This is a genomic window from Rhodopila globiformis, assembly GCF_002937115.1.
In the GTDB taxonomy this organism is placed as follows: domain Bacteria; phylum Pseudomonadota; class Alphaproteobacteria; order Acetobacterales; family Acetobacteraceae; genus Rhodopila; species Rhodopila globiformis.
This window is the reverse complement of record NZ_NHRY01000272.1, coordinates 67,363-82,613: the sequence shown is the minus strand read 5'-3', so window position 1 is coordinate 82,613 and position 15,251 is coordinate 67,363. Positions and strand designations below refer to the sequence as shown.

General features: G+C 65.3%; 15 protein-coding genes. 8 read left to right on the top strand and 7 right to left on the bottom strand.

Annotated features, from left to right (window positions below; translation table 11 throughout):
- Positions 1-37: 37 nt before the first annotated feature.
- Positions 38-922 (bottom strand): oxygen-dependent coproporphyrinogen oxidase, encoded by an 885-nt coding sequence (gene hemF / locus CCS01_RS31140; protein WP_104522961.1) that lies wholly within the window; start codon positions 920-922, stop codon positions 38-40.
- Positions 923-1,125: 203 nt separating this feature from the next.
- Here hemF and CCS01_RS34085 point away from each other — a divergent pair, with 203 nt between their 5' ends.
- The 4 genes from CCS01_RS34085 to CCS01_RS31125 are packed head-to-tail and all read left to right on the top strand — an operon-like array spanning position 1,126 to position 4,258.
- Positions 1,126-1,269: a hypothetical protein gene (locus CCS01_RS34085; protein ID WP_158258708.1), complete on the top strand. Its 144-nt coding sequence runs from the start codon at positions 1,126-1,128 to the stop codon at positions 1,267-1,269.
- Between the two features lie 36 nt (positions 1,270-1,305).
- On the top strand, positions 1,306-2,580 hold the full coding sequence (locus CCS01_RS31135) for a cytochrome b (protein WP_104522959.1): 1,275 nt from the start codon (positions 1,306-1,308) through the stop codon (positions 2,578-2,580).
- Positions 2,580-3,368 (top strand): cytochrome c1, encoded by a 789-nt coding sequence (locus CCS01_RS31130; protein WP_104522957.1) that lies wholly within the window; start codon positions 2,580-2,582, stop codon positions 3,366-3,368. The genes CCS01_RS31135 and CCS01_RS31130 overlap by 1 nt, the downstream gene beginning before the upstream one ends.
- Before the next feature lie 17 nt (positions 3,369-3,385).
- Entirely contained in the window at positions 3,386-4,258 is an 873-nt protein-coding gene (locus CCS01_RS31125; RefSeq protein ID WP_104523041.1) for an S-methyl-5'-thioadenosine phosphorylase, read from the top strand.
- Here the strand turns inward: CCS01_RS31125 and CCS01_RS31120 are convergent, their stop codons facing one another.
- Together CCS01_RS31120 and CCS01_RS33365 are read right to left on the bottom strand one after the other, a co-directional pair.
- A complete protein-coding gene (locus CCS01_RS31120) occupies positions 4,259-4,846 on the bottom strand; it encodes a septal ring lytic transglycosylase RlpA family protein (protein WP_239992468.1) in 588 nt (195 codons plus the stop codon).
- 164 nt (positions 4,847-5,010) lie between these two features.
- Positions 5,011-5,373 (bottom strand): hypothetical protein, encoded by a 363-nt coding sequence (locus tag CCS01_RS33365; protein WP_146102058.1) that lies wholly within the window; start codon positions 5,371-5,373, stop codon positions 5,011-5,013.
- Positions 5,374-5,463: 90 nt separating this feature from the next.
- On the opposite strand from CCS01_RS33365, the gene CCS01_RS31115 reads away from it, so the two are divergent.
- Positions 5,464-5,667, top strand: coding sequence for a hypothetical protein (locus CCS01_RS31115; RefSeq protein ID WP_104522953.1), 204 nt, complete (start codon positions 5,464-5,466; stop codon positions 5,665-5,667).
- A 228-nt stretch (positions 5,668-5,895) separates the two neighbouring features.
- Here CCS01_RS31115 and CCS01_RS31110 read toward each other — a convergent pair whose 3' ends face one another.
- The 4 genes from CCS01_RS31110 to CCS01_RS31095 all read right to left on the bottom strand — a co-directional run bounded on the left by CCS01_RS31110 (position 5,896) and on the right by CCS01_RS31095 (position 11,047).
- Entirely contained in the window at positions 5,896-7,323 is a 1,428-nt protein-coding gene (locus tag CCS01_RS31110) for a putative O-glycosylation ligase, exosortase A system-associated (RefSeq protein ID WP_158258707.1), read from the bottom strand.
- A 512-nt stretch (positions 7,324-7,835) separates the two neighbouring features.
- A complete protein-coding gene (locus CCS01_RS31105; RefSeq protein WP_104522949.1) occupies positions 7,836-8,501 on the bottom strand; it encodes a dienelactone hydrolase family protein in 666 nt (221 codons plus the stop codon).
- 86 nt (positions 8,502-8,587) lie between these two features.
- The gene (locus CCS01_RS31100) at positions 8,588-9,268 is read right to left on the bottom strand and encodes a flagellar hook assembly protein FlgD (RefSeq protein ID WP_104522947.1); all 681 of its coding nucleotides are present in this window, start codon (positions 9,266-9,268) and stop codon (positions 8,588-8,590) included.
- 21 nt (positions 9,269-9,289) lie between these two features.
- Positions 9,290-11,047: a flagellar hook-length control protein FliK gene (locus tag CCS01_RS31095; RefSeq protein ID WP_104522945.1), complete on the bottom strand. Its 1,758-nt coding sequence runs from the start codon at positions 11,045-11,047 to the stop codon at positions 9,290-9,292.
- A gap of 234 nt (positions 11,048-11,281) precedes the next feature.
- Here CCS01_RS31095 and flgE point away from each other — a divergent pair, with 234 nt between their 5' ends.
- Genes flgE through CCS01_RS31080 form a run of 3 tightly spaced genes read left to right on the top strand, consistent with a single transcriptional unit; the run spans position 11,282 to position 15,243 of the window.
- Positions 11,282-12,628, top strand: coding sequence for a flagellar hook protein FlgE (flgE, locus tag CCS01_RS31090; protein ID WP_104522943.1), 1,347 nt, complete (start codon positions 11,282-11,284; stop codon positions 12,626-12,628).
- A gap of 15 nt (positions 12,629-12,643) precedes the next feature.
- Complete coding sequence (gene flgK, locus CCS01_RS31085; RefSeq protein ID WP_104522941.1) at positions 12,644-14,173, top strand: flagellar hook-associated protein FlgK; 1,530 nt, start codon at positions 12,644-12,646, stop codon at positions 14,171-14,173.
- Positions 14,170-15,243, top strand: a complete 1,074-nt coding sequence (locus CCS01_RS31080; RefSeq protein ID WP_104522939.1) for a flagellin N-terminal helical domain-containing protein — start codon at positions 14,170-14,172, stop codon at positions 15,241-15,243. The genes flgK and CCS01_RS31080 overlap by 4 nt, the downstream gene beginning before the upstream one ends.
- Positions 15,244-15,251: the final 8 nt, after the last annotated feature.

Sequence of the window (15,251 nt, the reverse complement as noted above, 5' to 3'; positions counted from 1 at the left end):
GGCCACGACGGAGAGGCTTCAGCCCAGGCCAGCCACCCTACGGCCAGCGCACCTCCGGCGGCAGGCTCATCAGGATCGCCTCGACGTTGCCGCCGGTTTGCAACCCGAAGATCGTCCCACGGTCGTGCAGCAGGTTGAATTCGACGTAGCGGCCCCGCCGGACAAGCTGGTGGTCGCGGTCCTCCTGCGTCCAGGGCGCGGCCATGCGCCGGCGGATGATCCGGGGATAGGCCGCCAGGAACGCCGCCCCAACGTCCCGCACGAAGGCGAAGTCCGCCTCGGCGTCGCCGGAGGCGTGCTGGTCGAAGAAGATGCCGCCGGCGCCGCGCGGCTCCTGCCGGTGCGGCAGGTAGAAATAGCGGTCGCACCAGGCCTTGAAGGTCTCATAATAAGAAGAGTCATGCCGATCGCACGCGGCGCGGAAAGCGGCGTGGAAGTCCGCGGCGTCTTCCCGGGCTTCCGGAGTCTCCGGCCGCATCGGCGTCAGGTCGCCGCCGCCGCCGAACCAGCCCTTGGTGGTGACCAGCATCCGTGTGTTGAAATGCGCCGCCGGCACCTTCGGGCTCTGCATGTGCGCCACCAGGCTGATGCCGCTGGCCCAGAACCGCGGGTCCTCGGCCGCGCCGGGGATCTGCGCGCGGAAGCCGGGGCTGAATTCGCCCGTCACGGTGGAGACGTTGACGCCGACCTTCTCGAACACCCGGCCGCGCAGCACGCTCATGACGCCGCCGCCGCCGTCCGAGCCGTCCTCGGTCGGGCGGCTCCAGGCCGAGCGCTCGAACCGGCCAGCGGGGCGGCTGGTGGTACATTCGTCCTCGATGGCTTCGAATTCTGCACAAATTCTGTCCCGCAAGGTTTCGAACCAGGCACGTGCAGCTTGTTTCATCGCCTCATGCGGCGGCAGGCTAAAATTTTCGGGCATCAGGGCTTGTTCCTGGGCTGTAGTCGCGATAACCCCACATCCTTCCTGTTGCGTTGCAGGGGGCTGGGCCGCTCTCTAGACTGCCCAGGTTCCAAGCCCGGGGCAACCCGGTCAGTAACAGATTGGTGTTCGAGCCGGTCGCAGGGCGGGCTCGCGGCCGGACGTGCGTGCGCCCTGGCTGAAACGGTAACCTGAGGGAAAGAATGGCCGACTCCGCCGCTGTTTCAATCCGTTCCGGCCCGCCCGGAAAATTATCAAAGCGCAATTTGCTGCAACTGGTCGCCCCCGCTGGCACCGCCGTCGGCATGGGCGCCTTGCTCAACAACAACCAGATCAAGATCGGCTGATCCGATCAAACGTCCGCCCGTGACAGGGAAACAAATATGGCCGGCCTCCATCAAAGCGAGTTCGACAATCCGGTGATACGCTGGATTGACACCCGTCTGCCCGTCTTCACGATGATGCAGAAGGAGTACGGGGTCTTCCCGACCCCGAAAAACTTCAACTATTTCTGGAACTTCGGTGCCTTGGCGATGGTCGTGCTGATCATCATGATCGTCACCGGCATCTTCCTGGCGATGAACTACCAGCCGAATGCGGATCTGGCGTTCGCCTCGGTCCAGCACATCATGCGCGACGTCAACTACGGCTGGCTGCTGCGCTACACGCACCAGAACGGCGCGTCGATGTTCTTCATCGTCACCTACATCCACATTTTCCGCGGCCTGTACTACGGCTCGTACAAGAGCCCGCGTGAGCTGCTGTGGATGCTGGGCGTGGTGATCCTGATCATCATGATGGCGACCGCGTTCATGGGCTACGTGCTGCCCTGGGGCCAGATGTCGTACTGGGGTGCGACCGTCATCACCAACCTGTTCTCGGCCTTCCCGGTTGTCGGCTCGAAGATCGTCACCCTGCTGTGGGGCGGCTTCAGCGTTGACAACCCGACTCTGAACCGGTTCTTCGCGCTGCACTACCTGCTGCCGTTCGTGCTGGTGGGCGTGATCTTCCTGCACGTTGCCGCGCTGCACATCACCGGGTCGAACAACCCGCTGGGCATCGACGTGAAGTCACCGCAGGACACGCTGCCGTTCCACCCGTACTACACGATCAAGGACAGCGTCGGCATCGGCGTGTTCCTGACGATCTTCGCGATCTTCATCTTCTTCGCGCCGAACTACCTGGGCGATCCGAACAACTTCATCCAGGCCAACCCGATGCAGACGCCGGCGGACATCGTGCCGGAGTGGTATTTCCTGCCGTTCTACGCGATCCTGCGCTCGGTGCCGGACAAGCTGCTGGGCGTCTGCCTGATGTTCGGCTCGCTGATCATCATGTTCTTCCTGCCCTGGCTGGACACCTCCAAGGTGCGCAGCTGCCGGTTCCGGCCGCTGTACCGCCCGACGCTGTTCGTCTGGGTGCTGGCCTGCCTCGTGCTGGGCGCCTGCGGCGCGCACAAGCCGGAAGGCATCTGGGTGACGCTCAGCCGCATCGGCACGCTGTACTACTTCGCCCAGTTCCTGGTGATCATGCCGATTCTCGGCAAGCTGGAGCGGCCGCTGCCGTTGCCCGAGAGCATCAGTCATCCCGTTGTCGGCCCTCGCGGCGGTGGCCCCCTGCCGACCGGCGCCGCGGCCAAGCCGATGGAGAAAGCGTAATGGCCAAGCTGCGTACCCTCCTGGCAGGCGCGTTCGCCGCGACCCTGCTGGCAGCCCCCCTGGCAGTTCCCCTGGCAGCCCCTGCCTTCGCGCAGGATGAAGCCACGATGCCGAATGAGTCCTGGAGCTTCGAGAACCCGTTCGGGACGTTCGACCTGGCGGCCGCGCAACGCGGCCTGCAGATCTACGGCCAGGTCTGCTCGAACTGCCACTCGCTGAAGTTCCTGCACTACCGCGACCTGGCCGGCATCGGCCTGACGCCGGAGCAGATCAAGGCGTTCGCGGCACAGTTCACCGTGCCGTTGGGGCTGGATGACCAGGGCAATCCGAAGGAAGGCCCGGCGCTGCCGGCCAGTGAGTTCCGCTCACCCTACCCGAACGCCACGGCGGCGGCGGCGGTGTTCAATGGCGCCGTGCCACCCGACCTGTCGGTGATGGTCAATGCGCGGGAAGGCGGGCCGAACTATGTCTACGGCATCCTCACCGGCTTCGTGAATGCGCCCGCCGGGTTCAAGCTGCAGCCCGGGCAGTACTACAACACGATGTACCCGGGCCATCGGATCGCCATGCCGCCGCCGCTGCAGGACGGCACGGTGCAGTACACCGACGGCACCAAGGCCACCCTGCACCAGGAAGCGCATGACGTCGTCACGTTCCTGGCCTGGGCGGCCAATCCGGAAATGGTCGAGCGCAAGCAGATGGGCGTGCGCATCGTGCTGTTCCTGATCTTCATGACCGGCCTGACCTACGCGGTGAAGCGCAAGGTCTGGGCCAACGTCGAGCATTGACCATGGGGAGCGCGCCGATGATCCAGCCTGTCATCGGGATCATCGGCGGCTCCGGCCTGTACGATATCGACGGGCTGGAGGACAAAACCTGGCGGCGGGTCGAAACCCCCTGGGGCGACCCGTCGGACGAACTGATGTTCGGCCGGCTGGCAGGGATTCAGTGCGTGTTCCTGCCGCGCCACGGGCGAGGCCATCCGACCTCTCCCACCCACCTGAACTACCGCGCCAACATCGATGCGCTGAAGCGCTGCGGCGTCACCGACGTGCTGTCGCTGTCGGCGGTCGGCAGCCTGAAGGCGGAGCTGCCGCCCGGGCATTTCGTCGTGGTGGACCAGTTCATCGACCGCAGCTTCGCGCGGGAGAAGACCTTCTTCGGCGACGGCATCGTGGCGCATGTCTCGATGGCGCATCCGGTGTGCAACCGCCTGGGCGACGCGCTGCACGGCGCGGCTTCCGGACTGTCGCTGCCGGTGACCCGCGGCGGCACCTACCTGGTGATGGAAGGCCCGCAGTTCTCCACCAAGGCGGAGAGCGAGCTGTACCGCAGCTGGGGCTGCAGCGTCATCGGCATGACCAACATGCCGGAGGCGAAACTGGCGCGTGAGGCGGAGCTTTGCTACGCCACCGTGGCCATGGTCACCGACTTCGACTGCTGGCACCCCGACCACGACCACGTGACGGTCGAGGCCGTGGTGCAGGTGCTGCTGGGCAATGCCGACAAGGCACGCGGCCTGGTTCAGGCGGCCGTGCCGGAACTTGGCAAGCCGCGCGCGTTGTGCCCCTGCGGCTGCGACCGGGCGCTGGACAATGCGGTGATCACCGCGCCGTCGATGCGCGATCCGGCGCTTGCTGCCAAGCTGTCGGTGGTTGCCGGGCGGGTGCTGGGGTAGCTACTTCGCGGCCGTCTCGGTGTCGGCGGAGCCGGTCAGCTCCCTGGTCATCGTGACGGCCCGCTGGATTTCCTGTGGCGTGGCATCGGCGGCACCGGCGCCGAGTTTCACGCCGCCGTCCGGTTGCGGCACGGTGACAGGCTTCACTTCCACCGGCACGGTGCCTTTCTCCTTCATATGCAGCTTGCTCGCGACCTTGGGCGCGACGTCCATGACGCGCCCTTTGACGTAGGGGCCGCGGTCCTCGACCTTCACTGTTGCGGTCTTACCATTGTCCAGGTTGGTGACCTTGGCGACGCTGCCCAGCGGCAGGCTCTTGCTGGCGGCGATGTTGGAATTCGGGTTCATCCGGTTGCCGTCGGCCATCTTCCGGTTGTCGAAGTACCGGGCGTAGTACGAGCCGCGTCCTTCCTCCTTGCGGCCCGAGTGATCGATGCGCACGGCGTTGGGTGGCCGCACCGGCGGCAGGCTGTTCAGGCGCTCGGCCTCCTGCCGCGCCGCGGCAGAATCGGGGGGTGGTGCGGCGATGGCAGCGATTGGGGTTCCAGTAACCAAGCTCATAACGACGAACGCTCGATACAGCCTCAACTCGACCCTCCTGTCCATGGACTTGCATAAGCGAACACCGTTGGGCAGCGAAAGTTTCGGGATTGGGTGCTGCTTGGAGTCAAAAGTCAGTAGGTCTCGATAACGGTATGGACTGCGGGCCGTTCATTGGGCGGCGGCAGAATTGTGTTGGACAGCGCAGTCTATTACGGAATTATTGCCAAATCGGCGTGGTGACGGAATACCTTTGCAACGATGTAGCCGAACTCCGGGCCATGAGGTTGCCAAGCGTCTGCGGGCCGCCGTCGAGCGTTCCGCCGGTCACAAGGATTGGGAAGGCCGATCCGACGGTGCAGCGCCGCGCCGGCCCGCTCTCGCTGCAAAATCAGTGCCCCGACATCCAATGCGCCAGCGCCGCGCGCCACGTCGCCAGTAAGAATGATGATTGCCTGCGGTGGATTGCCGATATTGGACGACGTCGGCAAATCCGATTCAAGTGTCACGAGCAACAACCCCGATACGGCCGGCAGGCTCAGCAGCAGCAGGCCGCCAATGCCTGTTGCCAGCAAAGCCGATGCAATCCGGCTACAACGGTTCCGTAGAAAACCGGCCATTGCTGTCAGGAGCAACTGTCCCGTCAGGACGCCGAGACCTTCCTCATGACGTGGTACTTCTCGACCCACAGCCGCCTTCAGCCGGTGATCGATGCCGCCAGCACCATCAAGCGGCAATGGGACGGCATGCTGGAAGGCATCAACAGCCTTGCTCAGGCTGCCAAGGCCCGCGGATACCGCTCTTCCCGCAACCTGAAGGCGATGATCTACCTCAACGCTGGCAAGATCGAGATATTTCCTTCCACTTGAGATAGCGAGGAGCCCATTGAAGCCGAAAGCTGCCTGCGGTTCACCGGAAATGGCAGCAGCAGAAACCCTGCCACGTGGAAGGTTATTGGCAGAAACCGGTTCTGCACCGGTCGTACGGCGCGAATGATATCGTTGTGGTCCAGGACGACAATCAGGATAAGACGCCAGGGATGATATTGCGGTCAAACGAGCCATACCGCATGTGCTGGGCCATAAGGCTCATGTCGATCACTCCATTCCTGGGAACCGCTCTGTACCCTGGCTGTTCCAACGTGCCGGTCTGGCAGGCATCCGATCGGACCATCGCGGCGGCTTGGATGGCGTGGCTTTTGCCGGCGTTCGCCATGGCGGGTCAGTCCGATTTGGGATCAAACTGAGTTCATCCGGTGCCTGCGCTTCCAGTGCAAGTGCGACGGTGCGGCGGCAACGGGACACTATCGCAATCAAGATGTAACCGAATTCGAAATATGCCATGCTCAATGCCGCACCGGTCACCATGTAGACAACGATGCTGACCTGAAGCAACCGCGCGAGATCGGCGGCCCAGGTGAGGGATGGGTGCCCCTTGCTCATGCGGTAAATTCGGCGGCAACTCAACAACGTGGCAACGAGGACCGCCAGGAACAAGGCAAGGCCGGTGAATCCCAGGTCCCCCAGCACCTCGAAGTATATGCTGTGCGCGGCATGGGGATGGACATCCGGAGGTGGGGTCTCCACGAAATTCACGCGCGGCAGGAGCGGTGCATAATGAGTCCATACGGGCCCATGTTGAACAGCATGCATGCCCCCGCCGAAGAATGGGTGGTCCAACGCTATCAGCAGGCTCATTTTCCAGGCGACGACGCGACCCATGAAGGAACCGTCGTTGTCCGCAGTTTGAATGGTATCAAGCCGGTGGAACCAGGACGACGGCGCCAGGGTCAAAATCAAAATTCCGGCAAGCGCAACACGAAAAACAGCCAGGAATTTTTTACGTGAGTTCTTGACCAGATATGCGGCCAGCACCAACAGCCCGAGGAATCCGCCTCGGGAAAACGTCATCACGATAGTAACAACGCAGAGTCCCAGCACGACCCACAGACCGATGCGGATGACAGCCAGTTCAGAGCGTAAGACAAGGTAATAAACAAGTGGCGCCACCATAAGGAGTGCCGTTGCCAACTGGTTGTTATCACCAATGCTGGCTTCGCCCAGAATCTTATGCCCGCCGCCGGATGCGATTGAGAAAAGTCCTTCCGCCACTCCGAAATATCCGAGCGCTACTGCGCAAACGAGGACCGCAAGCTCTATACGATGCCGGGTCGTCATGACAGCCGTTATCGTGAAGGCCAGCACAACAATTTTAATCACCTTCATGTACAGGTCATCGCCGGCGGCGCTGGGGTCAAGGCTGCCAAGCCAGGAAATCGTGACCGCCACTGAAAACAGGAGCAGAAAAACCAGCGCCTTGTCCAGATACAGATCCTTCTTTTCCCGCCCCAGGAACACGGCAAGAAGTGTCACGATGGCAATGATCTTGTTGAATGGAACGCCGGACATGAAGCCGTACAGGAGAGTGTTCGGCGCCAGAAGGGCGGTCCAGATCCATGCTAATATGCCGGTGTACGCAGATACCAGGCCCAGCGGCACAAGCAGCATCACGACAGCCGCGAACATAAGGTCTCTCATCGGCCGAGGCCCCGGCCAAAGCCATCAGCCCGCGTCCGTCCGGCAGCGGGGCTGCCGGTCACGATAGCATCACGATTGCTGCTGTCCCGGGTTCGAAAAAGACTTTTCGCCGGCTCGCCGGGTTTCCGGCGGTCATCAATGAGAGCCATCACTACGATCAGAATGAATATCACGCAGTCAAGTAGGAACAGAAGCGATTCCACCGAGCGAGCCTCGCGCAGAAACACCGGGCGCCGAAGGACGGCCGGACCGAAGAGGAAATAATTGCACCCCGGCTTAGCGTAGTATCAGGTGCCATGTAAAGAGGAAAGCGCCTCTCGGTCCGGGGAATCCGGCCACCTCGACCCGTCCACTCCCGTAGCCGCCCCGAAATTCCTGCGATGGCCAGCAAAAAAGCCTGACGTCACACGCCCCGGGCGTTTCATCCTACCCGGGGCGCTGCCGCTCAGCAATGTCGGGTTACAGGCCGCAATCGGCGCATCGCGGCCTGTTGGGGATTGTCACCCCAGATGCTTCGCAAAGAACGTCAGCGTCCGCTGCTGCGCCTGCTCATAATCCGGCTTGCTGAAGCTGGCCCGCTCGTTGCACCCGAACCCATGCTGCGCGCCGGGATAGACATACACCTCCACCTTCGGCTGCGCCGCCCGCACCGCGTCCACATCATGCATCGGGATCGAGGCGTCTTTCTCGCCGAAATGCATCTGCACCGGGCAGTTCGGCCGCTCGTCCCTGGTGCCCGGAATGCCGCCGCCATACCAGCAGGACGCCGCGGCGAACCGGTTCGTCCTTGTCGCCCCCCACCAGGCGACCGTGCCGCCGAAACAGTAGCCGACGATGCCCAGCTTCTTGCCCGACAGGTGCCCGGCCGTAGCCTCGACGTCCTTGATCAGGTCCGCGTCCGACAGCTTCATCCGGTATTCGCGACCCTTGTCGATGTCAGCCTGCGTGTAGCCCAGTTCCACCCCCTTCTCCACGCGATCGTACAGCGCCGGCGCCACCACCGCGTAGCCCTGCGCGGCGAACCGATCCGCCATGTCGCGGATGTGGTGATTGACGCCGAAGATCTCCTGCACCACCACGACGCCTTTGGTCGCATTGGCCGGACCGGCGACGTAGGCCGAGAAGCTGAAGCCGTCGGCCGACTTCAACTGGATCGTCTCACCCATCTTGTTCCTCCCGCGGACGCTGAAATCCCGGGCCTCAGCATGGCGAGAAAGGCCGCTCCGTCAACCGCGCCGCGATGACAGCCTGGTTATGAGCCGACTGAAACGACGTCGCTGAACGGCAGGGTCAGCCCGCCCATCTGCAGGTCGACTGTGCCGCTGTTGTTCTGCACCGCGGTTGCCGTGCCGGTCACCGTGAACGGCACCGCCGTTGTCGTGCCGCTGGTTCCCACGGTGTTGACGCTAACGGTATAGGCGCCGTCGGACATGGTGTTGCCGCTGGCGTCCTTACCGTCCCACGTCCAGGTGTTGGCCCCGGCGCTGCTGGTCAGCGTCGCGCTTTGGATCTCCGTGCCCGCGGCGCTATAGATGCCGATGGCGACCGGCTCGGCCGCCGTCGTGTTGAAGTTGATCGTCGCCGAGCCGTTCTGCAACGTCAGTTGCGAGCTGTTCACCGTCACCGCCTTGCCGAGCATCCCCGCCGACTGCTCGACCTGGCTCGCCTGGGTCAGCTGGATCAGCTGCGTCAGGTTGCTGTTCGTATTGATCTGCTGCTCGACCTGGCTGAACTGGACCAGTTCGCTGGTGAACTGGTTCGTGTCCATCGGCGAGCTGGGGTCCTGGTTCTGCAGCTGGGTCATCAGCAGCGTCAGGAAGTCCGAGAAATTGCTGCTCAGGCTGTCCAGGGCCACGTTGCTGGTCTGTGCCGCGACGCTGCTGCTGGTCGCGGACGACGTGGTGCCGGTCGAGGACGTTACGCTTCCAGACATGACGCATGCTCCGCCTGTTGATTACGCCAAAATATCGAGGCCGACGCGGTACGACGTCGCGCCGCCGGGGCCGTCCTGTCCGCCGGCCGGGCGGCCCTGCCGGCGGCTGCCGCCATCGTTGCCCGCCTCGGCGCCGCCCTGGCCGTTCCTGCCGCCGCCGGGCGAGCCGGTGCCCGCGGCGGGCCCGCCGGAGGCATGGCCCTGGCCCGGCGCGGCAAAGGCGCCGTCGCCGGCTGTCCCGGACCCCGTCGCAGGATGGAAGGTGATCGTGCGGCCGGCCGCGGGCACGCCGGCCTGGTCCAGGACATGGTGGAGCTGCGGCTGGTCGCGCAGCAGGGCCTGCAGCGTGTCGGCCTTCTCGGCCGTGATCTCGACATGCGCCGCTCCGGCCGCGCTGTGGCCGATCTGGATCTGGACGATGCCCAGTTCGGCCGGGTGCAGACGCAGCGTCATCTGCCGGGTGCCGTCCGCGGCCTGTCCAAGCGTCAGCAGCGCGGGCGCGACCTGGGCAGCCACCGGCGCGGACACCACCGGCGCGGCGGGCGCCGGCGCGGATGCGGCGGCGTCGGCGGTTCCGGCCGAGGTCGTGGTGCTCGCGGCCGCCGCCGGCAGCGGCGTCGCCGCCGGAGTCAATGCCAGGCCCGGCGGCGATACCGTCCCGCTCGCCGGTTGGTCCGCCGGCGGCCCGGCAGCCTGGGGTGGCGCCTGCCGCGCGGCGGTGGATGCCGTGACCGCCGATTGCCGGACGGCAGCGTCCGCCGGCACCGGAGCAAGCGGAAGCGGCGATGCGTGGCCGCGTGATGCCGGGCCCGCGACGCCGCCGCGTGACGCCGCCGCGGACGGCAGCGCTGCCGGGGCTTGCGGCGCGGCACTTGTCCCGGCCGCCGGGTTCTGGAGAGACACCGCGGCGGCTGCCGCGGCCTGGGATGCGGTCCCGGCCAGGTCGGTCACCGTGGCCGGTGATGCCGCCTGGCCGGCTTGCCTGTCGCGCGTGCCCGATCCGGCTGCCTTGCCGGTGCCATGGGCGTTCCGCGTGGCGGGCGCACCGCTGCCGGCCGCGGCACGGACTGGCGCCGCATGCGTCGCCTCTGCCGCCACGGCGTCCCGTGGGAGGGCGTCCTGTGCGAAGGCGTCAGAAACCGCCGGGCCCGCCGCCGGTGCCGACGCTGGCGCGTCGGCGGCCGGGATCGCGGCGGAGGGGGCAACGCTGTCCTCGCCGACCGGCGTTGCGCCACTCGTTGTGGCGGATGGCGCCGCGTCCTGCGCGGCGGGGCTCGGCTGCGGCCGGCGCAACCCGGTAGCCGGGCGGGCGGCGGCGGTTGCCGGACCCGTCCCGCCAGCCAAGCCTGACGGTGCGGACGGCCGGGTGCCGCCCGCCGCTTGCGCCGCGTTCGCCACCAGCGCCGCGTTGCCGATGAGATCGGCTGCCGGATTACCCGCCGCCGCGGCCGGCGGAGTGGTCACGGTCGCCGGCTGCTGGCCATTGCCTGCCACCGGCAGTGCCTGCGCGGCGCCCGTGGCCGATGATTGCGCGCTGTCGGCGGGTGGCTCCGGCCGGGTGCTGCTCGCCAGGGGATCCGTTTGCGCGTCGCCACCGGAGGCGGACGGTTCCGTTGCGTCCGCCGCGGCCGCGGGCGTGGTTTCCGCCTCGCCCGGCGCGGCGTTCAGCGTCTGCAGCACCTGGAGGAAGCCTGGCCCGGCGTGGGCCGGGGGCGACTGCGCAGGCGAAATGGCGGCGGCCGGGCCATTCGATGGCATGGTCGCGATGGCGGCTGGCAATACCGGATCTCCTGCCACGCGGATTTTCCTGCGCCGACGCAAGCTTCGGGCCAAGGCAAAATATCCGGGCGGCCGCGATTTCCGCGCGTGAAGCGGCATTTATTGCCGGGCTTTTTCTGCCGGCAGGTCGTCACCTGCCGTTGCCGCCGGGCTCCAGGTCAAGGAAATGCCGATACTTCAGTCTGGCACGGATTGTGCTGACGGACGGCGCAGCAAACCAGGAGGGTTTTGGCAATGTCGTTGTTTGGGGCGCTCAGCACCGCGATCAGCGGCCTCAACGCGCAGTCCGCGGCGTTCGGCAATATCAGCGACAACGTCGCCAACAGCCAGACGACCGGCTACAAGCGCGTCGACACCAGCTTCCAGGACTACCTCACCACCAGCACCGCGACCGTCAACGAATCCGGCGCAGTCGTGGCACAGCCGGATTATGTCAACAACGTCCAGGGCACCGTCTCCCAGTCGGACAACCCGCTGGCCCTGGCCATCACCGGGCAGGGCTTCTTCGCCGTCTCCCAGGCCACCGGCATCGTCAACAACGTTCCCACCTTCGATCCCGAGCAGTACTACACCCGCAACGGCAACTTCTCGATGAATGCCGAGGGCTACCTGGTGAACACTGCCGGGCAGTACCTGAACGGCTGGACGGCGGATATCTCGAAAGGCGCGATCAACCAGAATGCCCTGGTGCCGATCCAGGTCACCCAGACCAGCTACAATCCGCAGGCGACGACCAAGGTGACGCTGTCGGCCAACCTGCCGGCCACGCCGGCGTCCGGAACCGCCACCACAACCTCGCCACTGTCGTCGCAGATCACAGTGTACGATTCCCTAGGCACCGCGCAAACGATCGACCTGAACTGGTCGCAGACCTCGTCGAACGACTGGACGCTCGACATCAAGGCGGTGAGCAACACTGGCACCACGACCGATTGCGGCTCCGCCGATATCGTGTTCGGCTCAACGACCGGAATCACGGTTCCCGACGGCACGATCGGAAGTGTTGTGTCGGACCCGAGCAGTAGTTTGGCGCTCACCACCTCCGACGCCACCTCCCCCACCGCCGGCTCGGCGGCGTGGCTGCGATTCAATGCCCCTTTCGGCTCCAGCGGCTCCCAGCCCATCATGCTCAATCTCGGCACCTATGGCGGCACCAGCGGCCTCACCCAGTATGCCGGAACCACCTACAATCTGGAGGGCCTGACCCAGGACGGCGTGCCGCCCGGCAGCTACTCGAGCGTCACCATGCAGGAAAACGGCGACGTCGTGGTGAATTACAACAACGGCCAGTCGCGCACGATCGCGCAGATCCCGCTGGTCACCTTCAACGACCCCAACCAGTTGCAGCGTCAGAACGGCCAGGCCTTCAGCGCCACCACGACCAGCGGCCAGCCGCTGGCGAACGCCGTCAACACCAACGGCGCCGGCAGCCTGGTGACCAGCTCGGTCGAGAACTCCAACGTCGACATCGCCACTGAATTCTCGCAACTGATCGTCGCGCAGGAGGCCTACTCGGCGAACGCCAAGGTGGTCACCAGTTCCGACCAGATGCTGCAGGTCACCATCAACATGAAGACCTGAGGGCGCCGCTGACCGATGAGCCTCGATTCCGCGCTTTCGATTGCCACCAGCGGCCTGGCGAACATCCACGCCGGGTTCGCGGTCATTTCGCAGAACGTCGCAAACGCCAACACGCCCGGCTATGCGGCCGAGGTCAGCAACCAGGAGGCGCTGACCGCCAACGGCCAGGGCCTGGGCGTGTGGACCGGCCCGGCAACCGTGCGGGTCGACCAGGCGCTGCAATCGTCGGCGCTGGAGCAGAACGCCACGGTCACCGGCCTGACCACGACGCAGACCGCGCTGCAGGCGATCGACAGCGTGCTGGGCACCCCCGGCTCGGGAACTGATATCGGCAGCCTGCTGGGCAAGCTGCAGGACAGCTTCTCCACCCTGCTGACCGACCCGAGCAGCCAGACCCAGCAGAATGCGGTGGTATCGGCGGCAACCACCCTGGCGCAGGGGATCAACAGCCTGAGCACGGCCTACACGACGCAGCGCCAGGGCGCCGAGGACGACCTGGTCTCGGCAGTCGGCACGCTGAACAGCACGCTGGGGACGATCGGCCAGCTCAACACCCAGATCGTCACCCTGAAGCAGGAAGGCCAGAGCACCGCGGATCTGGAGAACCAGCGGAATGCGGCGGTGCAGACCCTGTCGGGCCTGATCAACGTCAAGACGGCGGCACAGCCGGACGGCTCGCTGTCGGTGTTCACCCCGTCCGGCCTGGTCCTGCCGACGGACCGCGGCCAGAACGGCAGCGGACCGTTCTCGATTCGTGCCGAGACTGCCGCGCCGGCTTCCTACTATCCGAAGATCCTATCCGGGATCATGTTGAACACCATCGACGTCACCAGCCAGTTGCAGGGCGGGCAGATCGGCGCCGACATCACCCTGCGCGACACCACCCTGCCGACGGCGCAGGCGGAACTGGATGAGTTCGCCTATGGCCTGTCCACAAGGTTCGACGCGCAGGGGCTGACCCTGTTCACCGACGGAAGCGGCAAACTGCCGACCGGCAGCGGCAGTCCGACGCAGAGCGGATACGTCGGCTACGCGGCGACGATCCAGGTCAATTCCAGTGTGACGAAGACCGCCTCGTTGGTGCGCGATGGCACCAGTGTCGATAGCACTGGCGCGTCCACGCTAAACCCAAACGACTTGGCCGGCTTCACCGGCGTGATCAGCAATGTGCTGGACTACACGTTCGGCAGCGATGAGGCGAGCGGGGCCACCTGGTCGTCACTAAATCAATACAAATTCAACACCAGCGGCCTCGGCCCCGGCGGCACGCTGTCCGCGCCGTTCAGTGCCCCGGCGACACTGGCCGACTACGCCACCGACTTGGTCGCCTCGCAGTCGCAGGCCAGCGCCACCACGACCAGCGACCTGACCACCCAGCAGGCGCTGCAGACCAGCCTGAACACGAAGATATCGTCGGTCAGCGGGGTGAACATGGATACCGAGATGTCGCAGATGATCGCCCTGCAGAACGCCTACGGCGTCAACGCCCGCATCATCGCCGCGGTGCAGAGCATGTTCAATCAATTGTTACAGGCGGTACAATGAGCGGCGTCGGATCGGTCGGCTCCGGCTACAGCTTCCTGAACACCCTGGTCGCCAACGCCCTTGACGTGCACCAGCAGCTCAATACGCTGACCGAGCAGGCCAGCACCGGCCTGGTGGCGCAGACCTATGCCGAGCTGGGCAGCGGCGCCAGCGTGGCGCTGGACCTCAATCCGCAACTGGCCACGCTGCAGACCTACCAGAACAACATCAGCCAGGCGACCGGGCGGATGCAGGTGACGCAGACGGCGATGACCCAGTTGCAGCAGATCGCCGCCACCTTCGTCGCCGCCATGCCCAACCTGAACAGCACGTCGTCGCAGGAGGTGGACACCATCGCGGCCCAGGCCCGCGACGCGCTGGTGCAGGTCGCCAACCTGCTGGACACGCAGGATGGCGGCGTCTACGTCTTCGGTGGCCAGGACACTGCCAACCCACCGGTGCCGAACCCGGATTCGATCCTGACCTCGACCTCCCCGGACTTCTACGGCACGATCAATCAAACGGTGTCGGACTACCTCAACAACGTTTCTGGCGTCACGCTCAGCACGACGGTGACGGATGCCATCGCGAACGCGCCGTTTTCCGCCAACATGCAATCGGGCACCGTCGGCCAGCAGGTGGTGCAGACCCAGGACGGCAGCTCGGTACGCATCGGGCTGCTGGCGAACCAGAACGCCAGCGCCGCCACCACCAGCACGCCCACCGGATCCTACATGCTCGACCTGATGCGCTCGCTCGCGATCGTCGGCTCGCTGTCGAGCACCCAGACCGGCGATTCGAATTTCATGCCGCTGGTGCAGGACACGATGACCACCCTGAACGGCGTGGTCAGCGCGATGGCGACCGACGTCGGCGTGCTGGGCAACCGCCAGTCGGCGCTGACCGCGACGCAGACCCAACTTTCGGATACCGCCACGGCGCTGACCGGGCAGGTTTCCGCGGTGCAGGACGCGGACATGACGACGACCTTGTCCAAGCTCACTGCGGTGCAGACGCAGCTGCAGATGTCGTACCGCATGATCGTCAGCGAAGGCACGCTGTCATTGTCCACCTATTTGCCGGTCGCGTAAAAAACTTC

Coding starts and splice junctions, on each gene's coding strand:
- flgE (WP_104522943.1), top strand. CDS start 11,282: ATGTCGTTGTTTGGGGCGCTCAGCACCGCGATCAGCGGCCTCAACGCG.
- CCS01_RS31100 (WP_104522947.1), bottom strand. CDS start 9,268: ATGTCTGGAAGCGTAACGTCCTCGACCGGCACCACGTCGTCCGCGACC.
- CCS01_RS31110 (WP_158258707.1), bottom strand. CDS start 7,323: ATGTTCGCGGCTGTCGTGATGCTGCTTGTGCCGCTGGGCCTGGTATCT.
- CCS01_RS31135 (WP_104522959.1), top strand. CDS start 1,306: ATGGCCGGCCTCCATCAAAGCGAGTTCGACAATCCGGTGATACGCTGG.
- CCS01_RS31105 (WP_104522949.1), bottom strand. CDS start 8,501: ATGGGTGAGACGATCCAGTTGAAGTCGGCCGACGGCTTCAGCTTCTCG.
- CCS01_RS34085 (WP_158258708.1), top strand. CDS start 1,126: ATGGCCGACTCCGCCGCTGTTTCAATCCGTTCCGGCCCGCCCGGAAAA.
- CCS01_RS31125 (WP_104523041.1), top strand. CDS start 3,386: ATGATCCAGCCTGTCATCGGGATCATCGGCGGCTCCGGCCTGTACGAT.
- flgK (WP_104522941.1), top strand. CDS start 12,644: ATGAGCCTCGATTCCGCGCTTTCGATTGCCACCAGCGGCCTGGCGAAC.
- hemF (WP_104522961.1), bottom strand. CDS start 922: ATGCCCGAAAATTTTAGCCTGCCGCCGCATGAGGCGATGAAACAAGCT.
- CCS01_RS31130 (WP_104522957.1), top strand. CDS start 2,580: ATGGCCAAGCTGCGTACCCTCCTGGCAGGCGCGTTCGCCGCGACCCTG.
- CCS01_RS31080 (WP_104522939.1), top strand. CDS start 14,170: ATGAGCGGCGTCGGATCGGTCGGCTCCGGCTACAGCTTCCTGAACACC.
- CCS01_RS31115 (WP_104522953.1), top strand. CDS start 5,464: ATGACGTGGTACTTCTCGACCCACAGCCGCCTTCAGCCGGTGATCGAT.